We start from the raw sequence: 19152 nt of genomic DNA, 5'->3' as shown, positions 1-19152 counted from the left end.
GCACCCGATGCGTACCCGATTCCGCCCCGACCGCCGCCTGACCGCGCGCATGGCGCTGACCGTGTTCCTGCTCGGGCTGGTGTACGTGGCCTTCATCGCCGTCCTCGTGACCCTCTTGCGCTCGTGGGTGGCGATCGTGGTCATCGCGGGCGGTGTAATGGCCGTGCAGTACTGGTGCTCCGACCGCATCGCCCTGGCCGGCATGGGCGCCCGGATCGTCGACCCGCAGCAGCAGCCGCGCCTGCACGGCGTCATCGACCGGCTGTGCGCCGCGGCCGACATGCCCAAGCCGCGCGTCGCCGTCGCCGACACCGACCTGCCCAACGCGTTCGCCACCGGCCGCAACACCGACCGCGCGGTGGTGTGCGTGACCACCGGCCTGATGCGCCGGCTCGACACCGACGAGCTGGAGGGGGTGCTGGCCCACGAGCTGTCCCACATCGCCCACCGAGACGTGGCGGTCATGACGCTCGCCGCGTTCCTCGGCGTCGTGGCCGGCATGGTCACCCGCTTCATGTTCTACTCGCAGCTCTTCGGCGGCCGCCGGCGCGGAGACAACCAGACATACCTGTTGCTGGTACTGGTGATGGCCGTCTCCGCGGTGGTGTACACGCTGAGCTTCCTGCTGATCCGTGCCCTGTCGCGCTATCGGGAGCTGGCCGCGGACCGCGCCGGCGCGACGCTGACCGGCCGGCCCTCGGTGCTCGCCTCCGCGCTGACGAAGGTGACCGGCGAGATGGCCCGCATCCCGACCCGCGACCTGCGCACCGCGCAGGCGTTCAACGCGTTCTTCTTCACCCCCGCGGTCGGGGCCCGGCCGAGCCTGGCGACCCTGCTCTCCACGCATCCGACCCTGCAGCGGCGCCTGGACCAGCTGGCCGAGATCTCGACCGAACTCGAGAGGGCGGCACCGGAGGCATGAGATTCCTCGACGCGCTGCTGGGGCGCACCAGACCGGTCCAGCCCGACCTCGACGCCCTGTTCGCGGTGCCGGCCGCGGCCACCACCCTGCAGGCGGCCCTCGACCTCGAGCCGACCGGTGTCGGCGCCGTCTGCTTCAAGACGGCCGAGGGCCCGGCCGCCGCCCGGGCCGAGTCCGAGGCCCTGTCGCTGCTCACCGCCGACCAGGCCGCGCGGGTGGCCACCAGCCGAGACGAGTACGGCTACACCTGGATCGCCGGCCGGCGCGACCGCGACGACCTGGCCGGCCTGGTCACCGACCTGCACGCGGTGAACAGCACCCTCGCCGACGCCGGCTACGGCCCCAGCCTGCTGTGCACCGTCACCGGCTTCACCGGCGCCGACGGCCGCCGGCTCGGCCTGGTCTACCTGTTCAAGCGCGGCACCTTCTACCCGTTCGCGCCCTCCGGGGCGCAGTCCCGCGACAACGCCCTGGAGCTCCAGGTCCGCGCGCAGCTCGGCGGCGAGCTTCCGGTCGAGTCGGACCTGAGCCGCTGGTTCCCGATCTGGACGACCCCGGCGCTGTAGGCCCCCGGTGCGGGGTTCGGCACACCGGTGTCGGCGTGGTGTAGGCCCGGTGCAGCGGGGTAGTCCGCGGCGCATGGCTGCGGTGCGCTGGTTGCGCGAGAGCGGGCTGGCCGGGGAGCTGGCGGCGGAGTTCGCCGGGACGATGGTCCTCATCCTCTTCGGATGCGGCGCCGTCGCGCAGGTCATCGCCGGCGGGCTGGGCGGACACGACAGCATCGCGTGGTCGTGGGGCCTCGGCGTGACGTTCGGGGTGTACGTCGCCGGGCGTCTCAGCGGCGGGCACCTCAACCCCGCCGTGAGCGTGGCGTACGCGGTGTTCGGCGGCTTCGAGTGGCGCAAGGTGCTGCCCTACTCCGCGGCCCAGACCCTCGGCGCGTTCGCCGGTGCCCTGTTGGTGCGCTGGAACTACGGGTCGATCCTGCACGCCGCCGACCCGCGGCACACCATCAAGACGCAGATCGTGTTCTCGACCCTGCCGGGCAACGGCACCCTGCCGGTCGACGTGCGCAACGCGTTCCTCGACCAGATCATCGGCACGGCGATCCTGCTGTTTCTCATCATGGCCGTGACCGACGCCCGCAACAACGCGCCGCGGGCCAACCTGGCGCCGCTGCTCGTGGGGCTCATCGTCGTGGTGATCGGCATGGCCTGGGGCTCGGCCGCCGGATACGCCATCAACCCGGCGCGCGACTTCGGGCCGCGGGTCGCGTCGTTCCTCACCGGCTACGGCGGCGCGTTCGAGGACCAGACCGGTTATCCGTACTTCTGGGTGCCGATCGTCGCCCCGATCGCCGGCGGGATCCTCGGTGCCTGGGCGTACCGGCTCGCCATCGGGCGCTACCTGCCGGTCCGGCGGCGCGAGCCGGGAAGGGTGGACATCAGCAGTGGCTGACTACATCGGGGCGATCGACCAGGGCACCACGAGCACCCGGGCGATGGTGTTCGACCACGACGGCGCGGTCGTGGCCCAGCACCAGGTCGAGCACCGCCAGATCCTGCCGCGGGCCGGCTGGGTGGAGCACGACCCGGACGAGATCCGGCGCAACGCGCTCCTCGTCGCGGGCAAGGCCTTCCAGGGGTACCGCATCCGCGCTCTCGGCCTCACCAACCAGCGCGAGACCACGGTGGTGTGGGACCGGCGTACCGGCACGCCGCTGGGCAACGCGATCGTCTGGCAGGACACCCGCACGGACAGCATCGCCGAGGCCCTCGACCGCGACGGGCGCGGCGAGCTCGTCCGGCGCAAGAGCGGCCTGCGCCCGGCCACGTACTTCTCCGGCGGCAAGCTGCAGTGGATCCTCGAGCACGTCGACGGCGCCCGGGCGGCGGCCGAACGCGGCGACGCGCTCTTCGGCACCATGGACACCTGGCTGCTGTGGAACCTCACCGGCGGCCGGGTCCACGCGACCGACGTGACCAACGCCAGCCGCACCATGCTGATGGACCTGGAGACGCTGGACTGGGACGACGAGCTGCTGGCCTGCTTCGGGGTGCCGCGCGCGATGCTGCCGCGCATCCACCCGTCGTGCGACCCCGCCGTCTTCGGCCGCACGGCGGACGGGATCCCGCTCACCGCGGCGCTCGGCGACCAGCACGCGGCCGTCGTCGGGCAGGTCTGCTTCGCGCCCGGCGAGGCCAAGAACACGTACGGCACCGGCAACTTCCTGCTGCTCAACACCGGCACCGAACCGGTGCGCTCGCGGCATGGGCTGCTCACCACGGTCGCGTACCAGTTCGGCTCCGAACCGCCGGTCTACGCGCTCGAGGGCTCGATCGCCGTCACCGGCGCGGCCGTGCAGTGGCTGCGCGACCGGCTGCACATCATCGGCACCGCGGCCGAGAGCGAGACCCTCGCGGCCCGGGTGGCCGACAACGGCGGCATGTACTTCGTGCCCGCCTTCTCCGGCCTCTTCGCGCCCTACTGGCGGGCCGACGCGCGCGGCGCGATCGTCGGGCTGTCGCAGTACGACACCGACGCCCATCTCGCCCGCGCCACCCTGGAGGCGATCTGCTACCAGTCCCGCGACGTCGTCGAGGCGATGCAGCAGGACTCCGGGGTGGCCCTCGACGTGCTCAAGGTCGACGGCGGCGTCACCGCCAACGACCTGTGCATGCAGCTGCAGGCCGACATCCTCGGCGTGCCGGTGAGCCGACCCGTGGTCGCCGAGACCACCGCGCTGGGCGCCGCCTACGCCGCCGGGCTCGCGTCCGGCTTCTGGAGCGACACGCAGGAGCTGCGGGCCCACTGGCAGGAATCGCACCGCTGGGAGCCCACCTGGTCGCCGCAGCAGCGGGCCGAGGGCTACCGGCACTGGCACGACGCCGTCCGGCGGACCATGGACTGGATCGAGATCGGGGCCTGAGCGTGTACGACACCGGCACCATGTCACCGACCGCCCGGGACGAGGCCGTCGCGGCCCTGACCGGCACCGAGCTCGACGTCGTCGTCATCGGCGGCGGCGTGGTCGGGGCCGGCTGCGCCCTCGACGCCGTCACCCGCGGCCTGACCACCGGGCTGCTGGAGATGCGCGACTTCGCCAGCGGCACCTCGAGCCGGTCGAGCAAGCTCGTCCACGGCGGCCTTCGCTACCTGGAGATGCTCGACTTCCGGCTGGTGCGCGAGGCTTTGCGCGAGCGCGGCCTGCTGCTGCGGCGCCTGGCCCCGCACCTGGTCAGGCCGGTCCCGTTCCTCTACCCGCTCACCCACCACGTGTGGGAGCGGGGCTACGTCGGCGCGGGCGTCACGCTGTACGACACCATGGCCGGGCGCGAACGAGGCGCCCTTCCGCGCCACCGCCAGCTGAGCCGCCGCGCCGCGCTGCGGGCCTGCCCCGCGCTGCGCCCGGAGAGCTTCGTCGGCGCCGTGCAGTACTGGGACGCGCAGGTCGACGACGCCCGGCACACCCTGTTCGTGGCCCGCACCGCCGCCGCCTACGGCGCGCACGTGCTGTCCCGCGCGCAGGTCATCGGCTTCCTGCGCGAGGGCGGCCGGATCACCGGCGTGCGGGTGCGCGACCTGGAGCACGACCGCGAGTTCGAGGTGCGCGCGCGGCAGGTCGTCAACGCGACCGGGGCCTGGACCGACGACACCCAGGCGATGATCGGCGAGCGCGGCCAGTTCCACGTCCGCGCCTCCAAGGGCATCCACCTGGTCGTGCCCCGCGACCGGATCCGCTCCTCCACCGGGATGATCCTGCGCACCGCGACGAGCGTGCTGTTCGTCATCCCGTGGGGCCGGCACTGGATCGTCGGCACCACCGACACCGACTGGACCCTGGACAAGGCGCATCCGGCCGCGACCCGCACCGACATCGACTACCTGCTGAGCGAGATCAACCAGGTCCTCGCCACGCCGCTGCGCCACGACGACGTCGAGGGCGTCTACGCCGGCCTGCGCCCGCTGCTGGCCGGGGAGTCGGAGCCCACCTCCAAGCTGTCCCGCGAGCACCTTGTCGTCACGCCGGTGCCCGGGCTCGTCGCGGTCGCGGGCGGCAAGTACACCACGTACCGCGTGATGGCCGCCGATGCCGTGGACGCCGCGGTACACGGGCTGGACAGGGCGGTACCCCCATCGTGCACCGACCAGACCCCGCTCGTCGGCGCGGACGGCTTCGCGGCCCTGTGGAACCAGCGCGCCGCGCTCGCGACCGGCAGCGGCCTGCACGTCGCCCGGATCGAGCACCTCCTCGGCCGCTACGGTAGCCTCGTCCGCGAGGTGCTGGAGCTGCTCGCCGCCGACCCGCACCTGGCGCGGCCGGTGCCCGGCGCCGACGACTACCTGATGGCGGAGGTGCGCTACGCCGTGCTGGCCGAGGGCGCCCGGCACGTCGAGGACGTGCTCACCCGCCGCACGCGCATCTCGATCGAGACGTTCGACCGGGGCATGACGGCGGTTCGCCCCGTGGCCATGCTGATGGCCGACGCGCTCGGCTGGACCGCCGAGCAGGTCGATCGCGAGGTGGACAGCTACCGGCTGCGCGTGGAGGCGGAGCGGGCCTCCCAGACCCAGCCCGACGACCGCACGGCCGAGCGGATCCGCCGCGAGGCCCCCGACGTGGTGCCGGTGGTGCAGGCCGTCTGACGCATACATCGATCAACTTCCCTTCGATCGGCGCCGTTTCCTGAGCAAAGTCGCAGGTGGCCGGGGTGCACGCCGCATCTCGGCACTTCCGATCGAGGGGTTCACCTGCGCTTGAGAAGCCGCTATGGTCATGAGGCTCGCCGCGAGTGATCGTCACCGTTCCGGTGACGGCGCGGCGGCCCGCCGAGTCGTACTCGAACGAGCCGGGGACCCAAGCATCACTGGGGTGAATCCGCGTGGCCACGCGCCGCGCGGTAGGGCGATCCTCCCGCCCGAATCCGTCAGCTAACCCGGTAGGCGGCACCGGAAGGAGCAGTACATGCACGCCCTCTCGCGGAGCCATACCTCGGCCCATCGCCCAGCGGACCCGCCGGCGCGCCCGGATCGCCACATCGGCTGACCCTCCGGCCCCGGACCCCGCCCCCACCGCAACGCCCCGACCGCCACTGTCCCGAGTGGACGGTCGATTGCGCATTCCCTTGCTCCGCACCGGACCCCCCGGCCCGGAGTCGAACCCTGTCGAGGTTTCCGTGCAGCACCCGAACAAACCCAACCATCCCGACAATCTGAACCGTTCGCTCCGGACGAGGTGCGCCCGTGCCGGCCGATGAGACCACCGGGCGGCACCGGCGGCAGGAACCGTCCGGCCGGCGCCTCCCGGTCCGCCGGGGCATCGCCCTGTACTCCGCGGCCGCCGTCGTAGCGTTCGCCGTCATCGGCGCGCTGCTGTTGTTCAACTCACACGGCCCAAGCGCGCTGGCCGTGGCGCAGAACGAGTCGGCGACCCAGCGCGCCGACGACCGGGCGGCCGACGCCGAGAACCGCGCATCCCGCGGCGAGGCACGCACCGGCGACACGCCCAGCCGGCAACCGTCGGCGGCGGCCAGCGCCCCGGCGAAGCCGTCGACGGCGGGCACCACGGCACAGCCGCCGAGCACGGCCACCGCCGCGCCGACGACCGCCGCGCCGACGCCGGCGGTCATCGCCGCGGTCGGCGAGCTGACCCAGGCCGAGATGAACAACGCCGTGACGATCATCCGCACCGGACAGCAGATGGGCCTGCCCAGCCGCGCGTTCGTCGTGGCCATCTCCACCGCGCTGCAGGAGAGCCACCTGCACAACCTCGCCAACTCCAACGTTCCCGAGTCGCTCAACCTGCCCAACGAGGGCGTGGGCAGCGACCACGACTCCGTCGGGCTGTTCCAGCAGCGGCCGAACTGGGGCACCGTCACGGAGCTGATGAACCCGGCGGAGTCCGCGCGCCGCTTCTACAACGCGCTCGTGGACGTCTCCGGCTGGCAGCAGATGGCGATCACCGTGGCGGCGCAGACGGTCCAGGTGTCGGCGTTCCCGGACGCCTACGCCCAGTGGCAGTCGCTCGCCGAGCAGATCGTCACCGCCGTGCCGTGATCCACCCACGTCCCGGGGTTGTTAGGCGGCCGGGGCGGCGGGTAGTCGGCTGCGGAGACGAAGGAGGTGGCGCGTGACCCAGACTCAGCACCGGGACGTCGTCGACGTCCTGATGAACCAGCACGTCGAGATCAAGGCGCTGTTCAACCGGGTCGCCAGCGCGCAGGGCGACCAGAAGCGGACGCTGTTCTTCGACCTGGTCCGGCTGCTCGCCGTGCACGAGAGCGCTGAGGAGCAGATCGTGCACCCGGAGGCCCGCCGGGCGCTGGGTGACCGCGGCGACCAGGTCGTCGACGCCCGGCTCCGCGAGGAGTCCGAGGCCAAGCAGGTCCTGTCGGAACTGTACGACCTGGGCGTCGACCACCCGGGGTTCGACGAGCGGCTCGGCGCGTTCGCGGCCGACGTCAGCGAGCACGCCGCCAGCGAGGAAGTCGAGGAGTTCGAGCAGCTGCGGCGCACCGTCGAGCCGGACAAGCTGCAACGGATGGCCTCGGTGTTCGAGGCCGCCGAGAAGGTCGCGCCGACCCGGCCGCACCCGGCCGCGGGTGAGTCGGCGGCGGTGAACCTGCTCGCCGGTCCCCCGATCGCCGTCTTCGACAAGATCCGGGACGCTCTGCGCAGGACCTGACCCGCGAAGGCCCGCACCGGCGCGACCGGTGCGGGCCCGGAGGCGGTTGTGTCAGGTGCCGGGCGGTGGGTAGTTCGCGTCGCCATGACGGGTACGCAGACGGACGCCACCCGGGCGGATCGCGGCATCGTGCTACCCGGCGTCGTGCTCGGCGCCGGCCTCGGCGGGTTCGTCGACGGCATTCTGCTGCACCAGCTGCTGCAGTGGCACCACATGCTCAGCAGCACCACCAGGTATCCGGCCGACACGCTCGCGGGCCTGCGGGTGAACACACTGTGGGACGGCCTGTTCCACACCTGCACCTGGCTGGCCGTGCTGATCGGCCTCGCCCTGCTGTACTCCCGGATCGCGGCCGGACGCGCGCGGGTGTGGGGTTCGCGCACCCTGTGGGGCTGGATGCTGGTCGGGTGGGGCGGCTTCAACCTCGTCGAGGGCACGGTCGACCATCAGATCCTGGGCATCCACCACGTCCACGGCGGCCCCGACCAGCGCTGGTGGGATCTGGGCTTCCTCGCGCTCGGCGCCGTCCTGGTCGCCGCCGGCTGGCTGCTGCAGCACTCGGCCCGGCCGGAAGACCGCGCCCGGTGAGCCACGCCCATCCCGCCGTCGGCCTGCTGCCCGTCCTGGTCCTCGCCGGCGCGGTCGGCTACGACGCCATGGCGAGCCTCGGCCGCCGCCATTGGCCCTGGTGGCGTTCGGCACTCTTCCTGACCGGCGCCGGCCTGCTGGCGGCCGGCCTGGACCCGGCCGTATCGCCGTGGCCGCCCGGCGACTTCCGCACGCACGTGCTGCAGCACCTGCTCACCGGCATGCTCGCCCCGCTCGGCCTGGTCCTCGGCGCGCCGGGGACGCTGCTGCTGCGCACCGTGCCCGCCCCGACCGGCCGGCGGCTCACCCGGCTGCTGCGCACCCGCCCGGTCCGGCTCCTGGGCAGCCCGTGGACGGCGCTGACGGTCACCTCCGGCGGCCTGATCGTGCTTTACGGCACCCCGCTCTACGCCGCCACCACGCGCGAGCCCAGCCTGCACCAGCTCGTCCACGCCCACATGCTGCTCGCCGGATGCCTGTTCACCTGGGTCATCGCCGGCCCGGACCTGGCGCCCCTCCGCCCCTCGGTCCGCCTCCGGCTCGTCGTGCTCGGCGTCGCGATCGCCGTGCACGCGAGCCTGGCCCAGCTCCTCTACGCCGGGCTGTTCCTGCCCGGCGCGGCGGTGCCCGCCGCCCAGCGGCACGGCGGGGCCGCGCTCATGTACTACGCCGGCGACATCGCCGAGCTGCTGCTCGCGTTCGCATTGGTCACGACCTGGCGCCCCGGTCCCGCCCGGAGCGGGTCACGCGAGCAGGTCGGTGATGCGCCGGCGGTTGCGCAGGGCGTCCGGTGAGCCGGTCGCGGGGTCGACCAGCCCTCGGGGAAGGCGCGGCTCGAACCGTCGAGCCGGCGGGACAGGTCATTCATTGCGGGCGGTCTCCGGTCCGGTGATGCGCGACAGCAGCGGCAGGGTCGCGGCGATGATGGCCAGTGAGACGGCCAGGCCCAGCCCGGCCAGCGCGTAGTAGGACCAGTCCGGCGCGGCCAGGGTGTAGCCCATCTGCGCGCGGAGGAACAGCTGGGCCGCGGCGAACCCGGTGACCGCGGCCAGCACCGCGACCGCCAGCAGCGGCACCGCGGACTCGAGGGCGACGACGCGGCGCAGGGCGCGCAGCGGGACGCCGGTGAGGCGCAGCAGGCTGAAGGGGCGCTTGCGGTCGGCGATGCCGGCGGCGACGCTCACCGCCAGGCTGCAGCCCGCGATCGGCAGGCTGAAGAGCATGATGACGTCGGCCAGGCGCTGGAACAGCGCCATCTGGGTGCGGGAGTTGCTGCCCCGCTCGAGGTCGGTGAGCGCCGGGACCTCGTAGTCCGGGTAGGCCAGCCCCATCGCGGTGCGGGCCCGTTCGTGGGCGGCGGCGCTGCCGTCGAGGCCGACGACGACGCTGTCGAGCGGGAGCGCCGTGACCTGCGCGGCGGTGACGGGGGCCGTCGGCCAGACGGTCGCCGTGCCCGTGCCGGTGCGCGTGCGGTCGAAGCCGACGAGGTTGCTCCAGATCTGGGCGTACTCGGCGCCGGGGGCGCACGTGCCGTACTGCGGGATCCGGGCGAGATCGGCGCACGCGACGATGCTGGAGGGGCTGGCCGGTCCGTCGTCGGGGTTGTCGTGCAGCACGAGGGCGAAGGTCACGCCCTGGACGTGGCGCAGCCGGTCGGACACGTCGTCCGGGAGGGTGCCCTCCGGTCCGAGGTGCTGCTCAAGCGTCACCGCCGCGAGGTCGCCGTAGCGCACGCCGCGCTCGAAGTGCATCGTGGTGATGACGCCGGTCGCGACGCTGACGACGAACAGGGCGAGCATGACGCCGCTGATCGCGCGGAACGCGGCCTGCGGGTTGTCGGCGAGCCGCCGCGCCGCCACCAGCGTGGGCAGCCGGCGGGCGTGGCGGGCCATCAGCCGGGCGCCCACCATGGTGATCCACGGGCCGGCGATCACGAGGCCGACCATGGTGATCAGGAAGCCCGGCAGGAAGGCGGCGGTCTGTCCGCTGGAGGTTTCGGGCTTACGGCCGACGAAGTACGCCAGCTCCACGAGCCCCGCGACGACGGGGATCAACCGCCACGCGCGCGGCGGCTTCGGGGTCACCTGGCGGGCGACGCCCAGCGGCGAGATCCGGACCCGGCGCATGGCGAGCGCGGCCGCGGCGATCGCCCCGAGCGGGACGCCGAGCGCGACGAGCACGGCGATGGGCAGGCCGGGCGAGAGATCGGCGGGGAAGAACCGCTCGGTCGTGAGCGGCACCGCCGCCATGGCCGCCCGCAGCGCCGGGAACAGCGCGAAGCCCGCGATCGTGCCGGCCACGGCGGCCGCGCCGGACTCGACTGCGGCGAGCTGGGTCACCTGGCGCGGTGTGGCGCCGATGAGCCGCATGGCCGCGAACCGCTGTTCCCGGCGGGTGGCCGACAGGCGCGTGGCCGTACCGACGAAGACGAGCAGCGGGAAGAGCAGGCCCCCGGCGACGACGGACAGCACCAGGTCCATGGCGGCGGTCGGGATCTTCTGCGGCGACGTGGACACCGCGGTGACCTCGTGAGCTCTCGGGATGCCGCCGACCTCGCCCGGGGTGCGGCCGATGACGGCGACGAGCGAGTCCGGCGACTCCAGCGCGTTCTCGTCGATGATGCCGGCCTCGTGCCCCGGGAAGCGCGCGGCGAGCTGGTCGGCCGGGTGCGTGGCGATGAGGTCGTGCAGGGCCGGCGAGACGTAGTACTGCCCCGGGGCCGGCAGCCGCGGGATGCCCGGCACGGCCGGCGGGTTGGCGCCCTTGAGGCCGACGTCGATGCGCCAGATCGACTTGCCGCCGAAGAAGTCCTCGCGGCCGGCCCAGACGACCGGGTCCGCCGCGGGCCCGCCGGGAGCCTGCTGGCCGCGTAGCCAGGCGCCCCGGCCGACCTGGGCGTCGAGCGCGCGGACGCCGGCGGTGGTGGCCAGCAGCAGCCCGGTGCCGAGCGCGACGGCGACGGCGATGACCACGAACCGCAGCAGCGCCTCGCGCCCGTTGGCGAGGGCCAGGCGCAGACCGAACCGGATCACGACGCGGCCAGGGCGTGCACGCGACCGTCCCGGACGATCACCTCGCGGTCCGCGTAGACGGCGACCCTCGGCTCGTGGGTGACGAGCACGACGGTCGTGCCGTGCTCCCGCGCCGCCGCCACCATGAGGTCCATGACCTGCTCGCCGGTGAGCGAGTCGAGGGAGCCGGTGGGCTCATCGGCGAACAGCACCCGCGGCCGGTTGATCATTCCCCGTGCCAGCGCGACGCGCTGGGCCTGACCACCCGACAGCTCCCCCGACCGGCGCCCCTCCATCCCGGCGAGGCCGAGCCGGTCCAGCCATCTGCGCGCCTCGCGCAGGGCCTCGCCGCGCCGCGACCCGCCGAGCAGCAGTGGCAGGGCGACGTTCTCCTCGACGGTCAGCTCCGGCACCAGCTGCCCGAACTGGAACACGAACCCGAAGCGCTCCCGGCGCAGCGTGCTGCGCTGGTGCTCGTTGAGCCCGTCGATGCGCTGCCCGTCGAAGCGGACCTCGCCGGCGCTCGGCACCAGGATCCCGGCGAGGCAGTGCAGCAGCGTGGTCTTGCCGGAGCCGGACGGCCCCATGACGGCGACGATCTCGCCCGGCCCCGCGTCGAACGTGGCCCCGCGCAGCGCCGCGGTCTCGCCGAAGGACAGCTCGATGTCGCGGGCCTCGATCACGGCGCTCATCGGCGCACCAGCCCGGCCAGGTGGTCCAGGCGGGCCACGGTGAGCTCGATCCAGCGCAGGTCGGCCTCGAGGTGGAACAGGCCGTGGTCGGCGAGCATCGCCTCGATGAGGTCGTTGCCCTTCTTGATCTCGTGCAGCTCCCGCATCCGCTTGAGGTGCGCGCCGCGCTGGGTGTCGAGATACTCCGCGGCGGGCCGCTCCAGCATCAGCGACAGCATCACCTTGGCGAACAGCACCGTCTGCAGGTGCGGCTCGGGCTCGACCGGCTGGGTCAGCCACGCGTCGACCTCGGTGGCGCCGAGGTCGGTGATGACGTAGCGCTTCCGCTCGGGCCCCTCCCCCGCCTCGACCTCGCTGATCACGACCTTGCCGTCGCGGGCGAGGCGGCCGAGGGTCGAATACACCTGGCCGAAGGGCAGCGGACGGCCGCGGCCGAAGAACGTGTCGTAGTCGCGCTTGAGGTCGTAACCATGGCTCGGCTGGCGCTCCAGGAGGCCCAGCAGCGTGAGAGGAACGCTCATGCCGACGACCATACACCACGGATATACACCGAGTACATACACCCGGGTTATACACCGGCCCGGCGCCACCCCGGCCGTCACTCGGGAAAAGTCACCGGCGTTGAAGCAGAATGGTGGATGACAATTACGCGAATGCGTTCCGGAATGCCGGGTCCGTCGACAAGTACGAACACGTCACATATGCGCCGGGAAGCTACGCCTCGCGGGTCAACCGGCGGCAGCGGGCCTTCCTGCGCGGGCTGATCCGCCGCATGTTCCCGGACGCGCGTTTGACGCAGCACGACTTCGCCTGCGGCACCGGCCGGGCGATCCGCAACCTGCACGGCCTGGTCCGGCGGGCGCACGGCTACGACACCTCGCCGCAGATGCTGGCCAAGGCCGCCGAGCTGGGCACGGACGCGGGCCTGCACGTGGTGGCGACCGGCGGCCCGGTCCCGGAGCCGGCGGCGAGCGACGGCCCGGCGCTGGTGACGATGTTCCGGCTGCTGCTCAACGTCGACGACGACGTGCGCGAGCGGGCCCTGGCGTTCGCCGCGGCGGCGCTGCCGAGCGCCGGGTCCGGGCTGCTGATCGTCGAGAACCACGGCAACCGGCGCTCACTGCGGCACCTGCGGGCGCGCCGGCACCGGGGCCGGCGATGGTTCGCGGAGCTGTCGCACGCCCAGGTGGAGGGCGCTGCTGCACCGGCACGGGTTCACGATCGTGGCGCGGCGCGGGTTCTCGATGCTGACGCCCGGCTGGTACGAGCGGCCCCTGCTGCGCCGGGCCGCCGCGCCGCTGGACGCCCTCGCCTGCCGCCTGCCCGGCAGCGGGGCGTGGGCCGTGAACGTGGTCTACGCCGCGCGGCGCACCCGGTAACACGAATGACCAATTTTCACTCCTACACTATGTAGGTGCCTTTCAGGATGCATTCAGGTGCACCGTGTGAGGCTGTGCGGTGGGAGGTGAATCCATGCGGCTGTTGCTGGTGGAAGACGAGGTCGGGCTGGCCGAGACGATTCGTGACGGGCTGGCCGTCGAGGGGTTCACGACCGACCTGACCTTCACCGGCATCGACGGGCTGTGGGCGGCGACCGAGTCGCCGAACGGCGCCTACGACGCGATCGTGCTCGACATCATGCTGCCCGGGCTCAACGGCTACGAGGTGTGCCGGGAGCTGCGGCGGCGGGAGGTGTGGACGCCGATCCTCATGCTGACCGCGAAGGACGGCGAGTACGACCTGGCCGACGCCCTCGACCTCGGGGCCGACGACTACCTCACCAAGCCGTTCCCGTTCGTGGTGCTGACCGCGCGGTTGCGGGCGCTGATCCGCCGCGGCGCGCCCCAGCGGCCCGTCGTGCTCACCGCCGGCGACCTGCACCTGGACCCGGCCCGCCGCCGGGTGGGCCGCGGGGACGACCCGATCCAGGTGACGCCGCGCGAGTTCGCGCTGCTGGAGTTCCTGCTGCGGCGGGCCGGCGACGTGGTGTCCAAGACCGCCATCCTGGAGAACGTGTGGGACGCCGGGTTCGAGGGCGATCTGAACATCGTCGAGGTCTACGTCGGCTACCTGCGCAAGAAGATCGACCACGCGTACGGGCGCTGCGCGATCCAGACCGTCCGCGGCGTCGGCTACCGGCTGGACCCGCATGGCGGCTGACCGCCGGGTCGTGGCCGTCGTCCTGCCGCTGGGATTCGCCGCGCTGACCGCCCTCGTCGCCGTGCGCTTCGGGCCGCTGCTGCGCCTCGACACCGCGCTCAGCGACGCGGCCCTGCGCTTCGCGCGGTCGCACCACGTGTGGCGGGCGGTCATGTCGGCCATCACGCACAGCGCCGACCAGCGGGTCCTGCTCCCGGCGCTGCTGCTCGCCGTCGCGTTCGCGGTGTGGCGCCGCGACCGGGCCGGCGTCGTGTTCCTGCTCGCCGCGGCGGCCACCGCGACCGTGCTGCGTCTGACGGTACTGACCCTCGTGCACCGCCCCCGCCCGCCCGAGCGGCTCACCGCCGCCGCGGGCTGGGCGTTCCCGTCCGGCCACACGACCTCGGCGACCATCGCGGCGGGCATCCTCGTCGTGCTGCTGTGGCCGCTGCTGCCCAGCGGCCGGGCCCGCGCCGTGCTGGCCGCCGTCGCCGGGCTGTGGGCGGGGCTGGTCGGCATCAGCCGCGTGGCGCTCGCCGCGCACTGGCCCACGGACGTGCTCGGCGGCTGGCTGCTCGCGGGCTCCGTCCTGACCGTGCTCGGCATCGTGCTGCGCCCGCGTCCGCGCGATTCCGTCCGGCCACAGCCCTCCGGCTCCCCACCGGGCGGCGACGGCCCATAAGCAGCACGCCGGTCACTCCAGCGGCCGCCGGGCGATGCCGCGGGCCTCGCGACCGGCCAGCAGCCAGCCGCCGAGGTAGGCGACGACCGGCAGGCCCACGAGCAGCGCCACGAGGTTGAGCACCGGCGGATGCGCGAGCCAGTGCGCCTCCCGGTGGTACCAGGCGAGCATCGACACGTAGGCGCACGCCGTGCCGATGACGGCCCCGGCGAGGGCGAGCGCCCCGGCGGTCGCGGCGGTGAGCGCGCGCCGGGTGCCGCTGCGGGCGCCGGTCGCGATCAGCGTGCGCTGGTCCCGGGCCGTCTCGCTGCGGATGAGCCCGACGGTCATCGCGAGCACGCCGAGGGCGACCGCGATCCCGGCCCCGGTGAACCAGCCGGCGAGCCGGGCCTGGTCCGCGCCGGTCGGGCGGGACTCGACGCTGACGCCGGCGGCGGCCGCGGAGCGCTGGGCGTGCTCGATCTGGGCCGCGGTCAGGGCGGCGGGCGCGTCGACCAGCCAGCCCACCGGGATCGGCGTCAGGTGCAGCCGGGCCAGGCCGTGCTCGGTGATGAGGACGCTCGGCAGGGAGCCGTAGGCGGGCAGCGTCACGTGCTGCTGGACCGGTTGCCACCGCGCGTTGCGGCCGGGGATGAGGTCGTACCCGTCGATGCTGTCGCGCCCGAGGAGCAGATCGGTGTCGGCGTGGACGCTCGCGGGGTCGATGCCGAAGTGCGTGAGGAGCTCCGGCATCGCGACGAACAGGCCGATCATGTCGCGGCTGTTGTACATCACGTCGCCGGGCTGGCCGGGGCCGGGTGCGTGCGGCTTCGCGTACACCGCGGGCTGGCGGCCGTTGCGCTCCAGCGGCTGGTTCGGGTCCACGGCGCCGGTCAGCGCGACGGCGGTGGCGTGTGCGTCGGCGGCGATCGTGGCCACCTCGGTCCGTACCGCATCGAACTGTTCTTGGGGAAGCGTCGGGACCGGGCCGGCCATCGCCTCCGGGGACACCCACACGGCGAGCTGGTCGGCGGGCAGGTTGCCGCCGGTCGGGGCGGCGGCCCGGGCGACGGTGACGGCGGCGCCCAGAGTGACGACGGCGGCGATGCCCACGGCCAGCGCGATCGCGGCCAGCGCCGCGCCGGAGCGGGACCGGTGCCGGGCCAGGTCGCGCATGGCCAGCCGGGGCGCCAGGGGCGCGCGCCGCGCGAGCCGGCCGACGATCGCGACCCCGGCCGGGGCGAGCAGCAGCAGCGCGACCGCGGTGGCGAGAACGCCGCCGATGATGAAGGGCGCCCTGGTCTGCTGGGCCAGGGCCAGCGCGGCCGTCCCCGCCGCCAGCAGGACGCCCCCGAGGGCCGCGAAGCGGTGGGCCGGGCGCGGCGCCGCCGGACGCGCGCTGAGCGCGGCCACGACCGGCATGCGGGCGGCCGCCCGGGCCGGCCACCACGCGGCGACGACGGCGGTGATCGTCGCCAGCAGCACGGCGACGAGCATCGTCGGCCACGGTACGGCGAACCGGTCGATGCGGTGCCCGAGCGGCGACTCCAGCAGCGGGCCCAGCGCGACCCACGCAACCGTCCCCGCGGCGGCGCCCGCGACCGCGCCGACGCCGCCGACGACCGCGCCGTTGGCGAGCAGCACGAGCCGGATGTGCCGGTGGCTCGCGCCCATCGCGCCGAGCAGGCCGAGCGCCCGCAGCCGCCGCTGGGCCATCACGGTGAACCCGGCCACCGCGAGCAGGCCGACGAACACCAGCCCGATCGTGGCGAGCACGAGCACCACGGCGCTCGCGGAGGCATCTGCGGAGCGGACCTGCGTCGACCCGCTCGGCCTCGGCCGGGCCCGGAACTCGTCGGCCGAGGCCCGGATGAGCACGTCGACGCGGTCGACCGCGGCCGCCTGCCCGGGCGCGACGAGGGCGAACGCGTCGCGCAGGTCGAGCGGGTTCTCGACGAGGCCCACGACCGTCCGCGGCCGCCCGTCCTGGTTCCAGGCGCCGCCGACGCCCAGGCCGAGCGCCGCCGCCACGCGCCCGGTGAGCGCGATCTCGCCGGGGCCCTGCGGCCAGCGGCCCTGGGTCAGGCGCAGCATCGGGGCGCCGAAGGGCCCGTGCGGGTCCTGGGCGCGCACGTCGAAGCCGTTGGCCGAGCCGGGCAGCGGGAGCTTCTTGCCGTGCTCGATGACGTCGACGGTCCCGAACGAGGTGCGCAGCTCGGCGAGGCCGGCCGCCAGTTGCGGGTCGGTGCCGTCGAGGGCGATCAGGTGGTCGGCGGTGCCGAAGGTGCCCGCCTCGGTCGGGGCGTTGGCGGCGACGGCGAGCCCGACGGTGGTGGCGGCGACCGCGACCACCAGCAGCGCCAGGACGATCGCCTGCTGCCGCCACTCGCGCCGGAACAGCCGCCACGCCCAGCGTGCGACGGCGCGCCGCGCGGGCAGGCCGCCGTGGCCGGAGCCGAGCACCAGCGGGCGTTGCGCGACGGCGGCGCTCACCGGGCCGCCTCGCCGGTCAGCAGCGAGTCCGGGCCCGGGCGCGGGGCCGTGCGGTCGACCACGGCGCCGTCGCGGATGAACACGACCCGGTCGGCCCACGAGGCCAGCTGGGCGTCGTGGGTCACCATCACCGCGGCCAGCCCGCGCTTGCAGGCGGCCAGCATCAGGCGCATGACGGCCTCGCCGTTGGCCGTGTCCAGCGCGCCGGTCGGCTCGTCGGCCAGCAGCAGGCGCCGATCGCCGACGACCGCCCGGGCGATCGCCACCCGCTGCCGCTCGCCGCCGGAGAGCTGGTCGGGGAAGCGCTCCGCCCGGTCGGCCAGGCCCAGCTCGTCCAGGGCGCGCAGGCCGGCCGCCCGCGCCTTGGCCGCCTTCAGGCCGTCGAGCTCGAGCGGGAGGGCCACGTTCTCGGCGGCGGTGAGGCCGGGCAGGAGATTGAAGTCCTGGAAGACGTACCCGATCGCGCGCCGCCGCAGCCGGGCCCGGTCGTGGCGGGACATCGCCGAGAGCGGCTGCCCCGCGATGAGCACCTCGCCGGCGCTCGGCGACTCCAGCGCGCCCGCGATGGTCAGCAGGGTGCTCTTGCCCGAGCCGCTCGGCCCCATGACCGCGACCATCCGGCCGGGCTCGACGGTCAGGTCGACGTCGCGCAGCGCGTGCACCTCGTCGGCACCGTCCACATAGGTCTTCGACACCGCGCGCAGCTCCAGCACCCCGCTCATCGCCGCACCCCCGCGCGGCGGCGGATCTGCGGGCCCGTGGCGCGGGCCGGGGCCGGCGGGTCGAGCGCGGCCCGCTTGAGCCGGCCGTCGGCGGTGTCGAGCCAGCGCACGACCGAGTCGAGGCGGAACAGCTCGGCGTCCACGACGAGCGCGAGGCCCAGGTCGAGCTCGCCCTCCTCCTCCTTGAGGCGGGTCCACTGCTGCATCAGCTCCACGATGTACCGCCGGTGCTCCTGGATCACCTCGTGCACATCGACCCCCGGCAGCCGCACCGCGATCAGGATCTTGATGACGAGCTCGTCGCGGGGCGGCGACGCGAGGTCGGGCGGCGTCCTCAGCCAGACGGCCAGCTCGTCGGCCCCGGCCGCGGTGATCTGGAACCCCTTCTGCGGGCCGGGCTCGGCGTCGTCGTCGGACTCGACGAGCCCGTCGCGCTCCAGCCGCTGCAGGGTCGTGTAGACCTGCCCGACGTTGAGCGGCCACACCTCGCCGGTGCGCGCCTCGAACTCCTCGCGCAGCTGCAGCCCGTATTTCGGGCCCTCCTTCAGCAGCGCCAGCAGGGCATATCGGATGCTCATCGCGCCACTCCACTCGATATCATGCCCGGTAGCATACTCGGTATACTCACGGCCGTCCACGCCCTGTCACCGCACCTCCCCCGAATTCGGGTCGGGGCCGGGCATCCTTCGGGGGAAGCGCCGAGGACGCCCGGGGCCGACCGTTGGGGCATGCGTATGCGCCTGCTCGCCGCGGCGAGCGCGGGGATCATGGGCCTGGCCGGCTGCGGCTCCGGCACCCCGGAGCCGGCCGCGCCGGACCGGGACGTCTACGCCGCGGCCGCGGCGTGCATGCGCGCCAACGGCTTCCCAGACTTCCCCGACCCGGTCGAGACCGACGGCCGGTGGGGCTTCCCCGCCTCCGTCAACGGCCTCGTCAAGCAGCCGGCCGCCGAGTGCCAGGAGCAGTTCGCCCGGATCGGCGCCATCCCGGCCCGCACCGAGCGCCCGCTGAGCGTCGCGGAGATGGCGAAGCTGCGCGCCTGGGCCGCGTGCGTGCGCGACAACGGCCTGCCCGACTGGCCCGATCCCGGCGGCGACGGGGTGTTCCGGCCCGCCACCGTGCCGCCCGACGACGACCCGGCCTGGCGCCGGGCCGACACCGCCTGCCGGAGCCTCGAGCCCGGCCCGATCACGGTCGAGGGCGGCCCCGGCGCGCGGGCCGGCAAGTCTGGCGGCTGAG

General features: G+C 74.1%; 19 protein-coding genes and 1 riboswitch. Of the genes, 13 read left to right on the top strand and 6 right to left on the bottom strand.

What is annotated here, in order from left to right; all coding sequences use genetic code 11:
* Positions 1–7 precede the first annotated feature (7 nt).
* The 9 genes from htpX (at position 8) to ABT369_RS06160 (ending at position 8989) form a co-directional block, all read left to right on the top strand.
* Entirely contained in the window at positions 8–922 is a 915-nt protein-coding gene (htpX, locus tag ABT369_RS06200) for a zinc metalloprotease HtpX (RefSeq protein WP_350610606.1), read from the top strand.
* Entirely contained in the window at positions 919–1488 is a 570-nt protein-coding gene (gene pspAB, locus ABT369_RS06195) for a PspA-associated protein PspAB (RefSeq protein ID WP_350610605.1), read from the top strand. The genes htpX and pspAB overlap by 4 nt, the downstream gene beginning before the upstream one ends.
* A gap of 73 nt (positions 1489–1561) precedes the next feature.
* Complete coding sequence (locus ABT369_RS06190) at positions 1562–2380, top strand: MIP/aquaporin family protein (RefSeq protein WP_350610604.1); 819 nt, start codon at positions 1562–1564, stop codon at positions 2378–2380.
* Positions 2373–3851: a glycerol kinase GlpK gene (gene glpK / locus ABT369_RS06185; protein WP_350610603.1), complete on the top strand. Its 1479-nt coding sequence runs from the start codon at positions 2373–2375 to the stop codon at positions 3849–3851. Before ABT369_RS06190 ends, glpK begins: the two co-directional genes overlap by 8 nt.
* Before the next feature lie 20 nt (positions 3852–3871).
* On the top strand, positions 3872–5569 hold the full coding sequence (locus tag ABT369_RS06180; protein ID WP_350610602.1) for a glycerol-3-phosphate dehydrogenase/oxidase: 1698 nt from the start codon (positions 3872–3874) through the stop codon (positions 5567–5569).
* Between the two features lie 171 nt (positions 5570–5740).
* A riboswitch (cyclic di-AMP (ydaO/yuaA leader) is annotated at positions 5741–5884 on the top strand.
* A 282-nt stretch (positions 5885–6166) separates the two neighbouring features.
* Entirely contained in the window at positions 6167–6979 is an 813-nt protein-coding gene (locus ABT369_RS06175) for a hypothetical protein (RefSeq protein ID WP_350610601.1), read from the top strand.
* Positions 6980–7052: 73 nt separating this feature from the next.
* Positions 7053–7607: a hemerythrin domain-containing protein gene (locus tag ABT369_RS06170; RefSeq protein ID WP_350610600.1), complete on the top strand. Its 555-nt coding sequence runs from the start codon at positions 7053–7055 to the stop codon at positions 7605–7607.
* 84 nt (positions 7608–7691) lie between these two features.
* Positions 7692–8195, top strand: coding sequence for a DUF2243 domain-containing protein (locus ABT369_RS06165; RefSeq protein WP_350610599.1), 504 nt, complete (start codon positions 7692–7694; stop codon positions 8193–8195).
* A complete protein-coding gene (locus ABT369_RS06160; protein WP_350610598.1) occupies positions 8192–8989 on the top strand; it encodes a cytochrome c oxidase assembly protein in 798 nt (265 codons plus the stop codon). The genes ABT369_RS06165 and ABT369_RS06160 overlap by 4 nt, the downstream gene beginning before the upstream one ends.
* A gap of 66 nt (positions 8990–9055) precedes the next feature.
* On the opposite strand, the gene ABT369_RS06155 is transcribed toward ABT369_RS06160, so the two are convergent.
* The 3 genes from ABT369_RS06155 to ABT369_RS06145 are packed head-to-tail and all read right to left on the bottom strand — an operon-like array spanning position 9056 to position 12419.
* Positions 9056–11227 (bottom strand): ABC transporter permease, encoded by a 2172-nt coding sequence (locus ABT369_RS06155; RefSeq protein WP_350610597.1) that lies wholly within the window; start codon positions 11225–11227, stop codon positions 9056–9058.
* Positions 11224–11898: an ABC transporter ATP-binding protein gene (locus ABT369_RS06150; protein ID WP_350610596.1), complete on the bottom strand. Its 675-nt coding sequence runs from the start codon at positions 11896–11898 to the stop codon at positions 11224–11226. The genes ABT369_RS06155 and ABT369_RS06150 overlap by 4 nt, the downstream gene beginning before the upstream one ends.
* Complete coding sequence (locus ABT369_RS06145; protein WP_350610595.1) at positions 11895–12419, bottom strand: PadR family transcriptional regulator; 525 nt, start codon at positions 12417–12419, stop codon at positions 11895–11897. Before ABT369_RS06145 ends, ABT369_RS06150 begins: the two co-directional genes overlap by 4 nt.
* Before the next feature lie 110 nt (positions 12420–12529).
* Here ABT369_RS06145 and ABT369_RS06140 point away from each other — a divergent pair, with 110 nt between their 5' ends.
* Genes ABT369_RS06140 through ABT369_RS06130 form a run of 3 tightly spaced genes read left to right on the top strand, consistent with a single transcriptional unit; the run spans position 12530 to position 14719 of the window.
* On the top strand, positions 12530–13312 hold the full coding sequence (locus ABT369_RS06140) for a class I SAM-dependent methyltransferase (RefSeq protein ID WP_350610594.1): 783 nt from the start codon (positions 12530–12532) through the stop codon (positions 13310–13312).
* Positions 13313–13371: 59 nt separating this feature from the next.
* Positions 13372–14058 carry a response regulator transcription factor gene (locus ABT369_RS06135; protein ID WP_350610593.1) on the top strand — a complete coding sequence of 229 codons (687 nt, stop codon included), beginning with the start codon at positions 13372–13374 and terminating at the stop codon, positions 14056–14058.
* The gene (locus ABT369_RS06130) at positions 14048–14719 is read left to right on the top strand and encodes a phosphatase PAP2 family protein (RefSeq protein ID WP_350610592.1); all 672 of its coding nucleotides are present in this window, start codon (positions 14048–14050) and stop codon (positions 14717–14719) included. Before ABT369_RS06135 ends, ABT369_RS06130 begins: the two co-directional genes overlap by 11 nt.
* 12 nt (positions 14720–14731) lie before the next feature.
* On the opposite strand, the gene ABT369_RS06125 is transcribed toward ABT369_RS06130, so the two are convergent.
* Genes ABT369_RS06125 through ABT369_RS06115 form a run of 3 tightly spaced genes read right to left on the bottom strand, consistent with a single transcriptional unit; the run spans position 14732 to position 18491 of the window.
* Entirely contained in the window at positions 14732–17191 is a 2460-nt protein-coding gene (locus ABT369_RS06125; protein ID WP_350610591.1) for an FtsX-like permease family protein, read from the bottom strand.
* The gene (locus ABT369_RS06120; protein WP_350610590.1) at positions 17188–17913 is read right to left on the bottom strand and encodes an ABC transporter ATP-binding protein; all 726 of its coding nucleotides are present in this window, start codon (positions 17911–17913) and stop codon (positions 17188–17190) included. The genes ABT369_RS06125 and ABT369_RS06120 overlap by 4 nt, the downstream gene beginning before the upstream one ends.
* The gene (locus tag ABT369_RS06115) at positions 17910–18491 is read right to left on the bottom strand and encodes a helix-turn-helix transcriptional regulator (RefSeq protein WP_350610589.1); all 582 of its coding nucleotides are present in this window, start codon (positions 18489–18491) and stop codon (positions 17910–17912) included. Before ABT369_RS06115 ends, ABT369_RS06120 begins: the two co-directional genes overlap by 4 nt.
* Before the next feature lie 150 nt (positions 18492–18641).
* On the opposite strand from ABT369_RS06115, the gene ABT369_RS06110 reads away from it, so the two are divergent.
* Entirely contained in the window at positions 18642–19151 is a 510-nt protein-coding gene (locus ABT369_RS06110) for a hypothetical protein (protein ID WP_350610588.1), read from the top strand.
* Position 19152: the final 1 nt, after the last annotated feature.

The organism is Dactylosporangium sp. NPDC000244 (assembly GCF_040300725.1).
Classification (GTDB): domain Bacteria; phylum Actinomycetota; class Actinomycetes; order Mycobacteriales; family Micromonosporaceae; genus Dactylosporangium.
This window is presented reverse-complemented; position numbering and strand designations above follow the sequence as displayed.

What these genes read in the sequence shown, in the direction of transcription:
- ABT369_RS06120 (WP_350610590.1), bottom strand. Translation starts at nt 17,913, where the DNA reads ATGAGCGGGGTGCTGGAGCTGCGCGCGGTGTCGAAGACCTATGTGGAC.
- ABT369_RS06165 (WP_350610599.1), top strand. Translation starts at nt 7,692, where the DNA reads ATGACGGGTACGCAGACGGACGCCACCCGGGCGGATCGCGGCATCGTG.
- htpX (WP_350610606.1), top strand. Translation starts at nt 8, where the DNA reads ATGCGTACCCGATTCCGCCCCGACCGCCGCCTGACCGCGCGCATGGCG.
- ABT369_RS06135 (WP_350610593.1), top strand. Translation starts at nt 13,372, where the DNA reads ATGCGGCTGTTGCTGGTGGAAGACGAGGTCGGGCTGGCCGAGACGATT.
- ABT369_RS06140 (WP_350610594.1), top strand. Translation starts at nt 12,530, where the DNA reads ATGGTGGATGACAATTACGCGAATGCGTTCCGGAATGCCGGGTCCGTC.
- ABT369_RS06145 (WP_350610595.1), bottom strand. Translation starts at nt 12,419, where the DNA reads ATGAGCGTTCCTCTCACGCTGCTGGGCCTCCTGGAGCGCCAGCCGAGC.
- ABT369_RS06115 (WP_350610589.1), bottom strand. Translation starts at nt 18,491, where the DNA reads ATGAGCATCCGATATGCCCTGCTGGCGCTGCTGAAGGAGGGCCCGAAA.
- ABT369_RS06110 (WP_350610588.1), top strand. Translation starts at nt 18,642, where the DNA reads ATGCGTATGCGCCTGCTCGCCGCGGCGAGCGCGGGGATCATGGGCCTG.
- ABT369_RS06130 (WP_350610592.1), top strand. Translation starts at nt 14,048, where the DNA reads ATGGCGGCTGACCGCCGGGTCGTGGCCGTCGTCCTGCCGCTGGGATTC.
- ABT369_RS06180 (WP_350610602.1), top strand. Translation starts at nt 3,872, where the DNA reads ATGTCACCGACCGCCCGGGACGAGGCCGTCGCGGCCCTGACCGGCACC.
- ABT369_RS06190 (WP_350610604.1), top strand. Translation starts at nt 1,562, where the DNA reads ATGGCTGCGGTGCGCTGGTTGCGCGAGAGCGGGCTGGCCGGGGAGCTG.
- ABT369_RS06150 (WP_350610596.1), bottom strand. Translation starts at nt 11,898, where the DNA reads ATGAGCGCCGTGATCGAGGCCCGCGACATCGAGCTGTCCTTCGGCGAG.
- pspAB (WP_350610605.1), top strand. Translation starts at nt 919, where the DNA reads ATGAGATTCCTCGACGCGCTGCTGGGGCGCACCAGACCGGTCCAGCCC.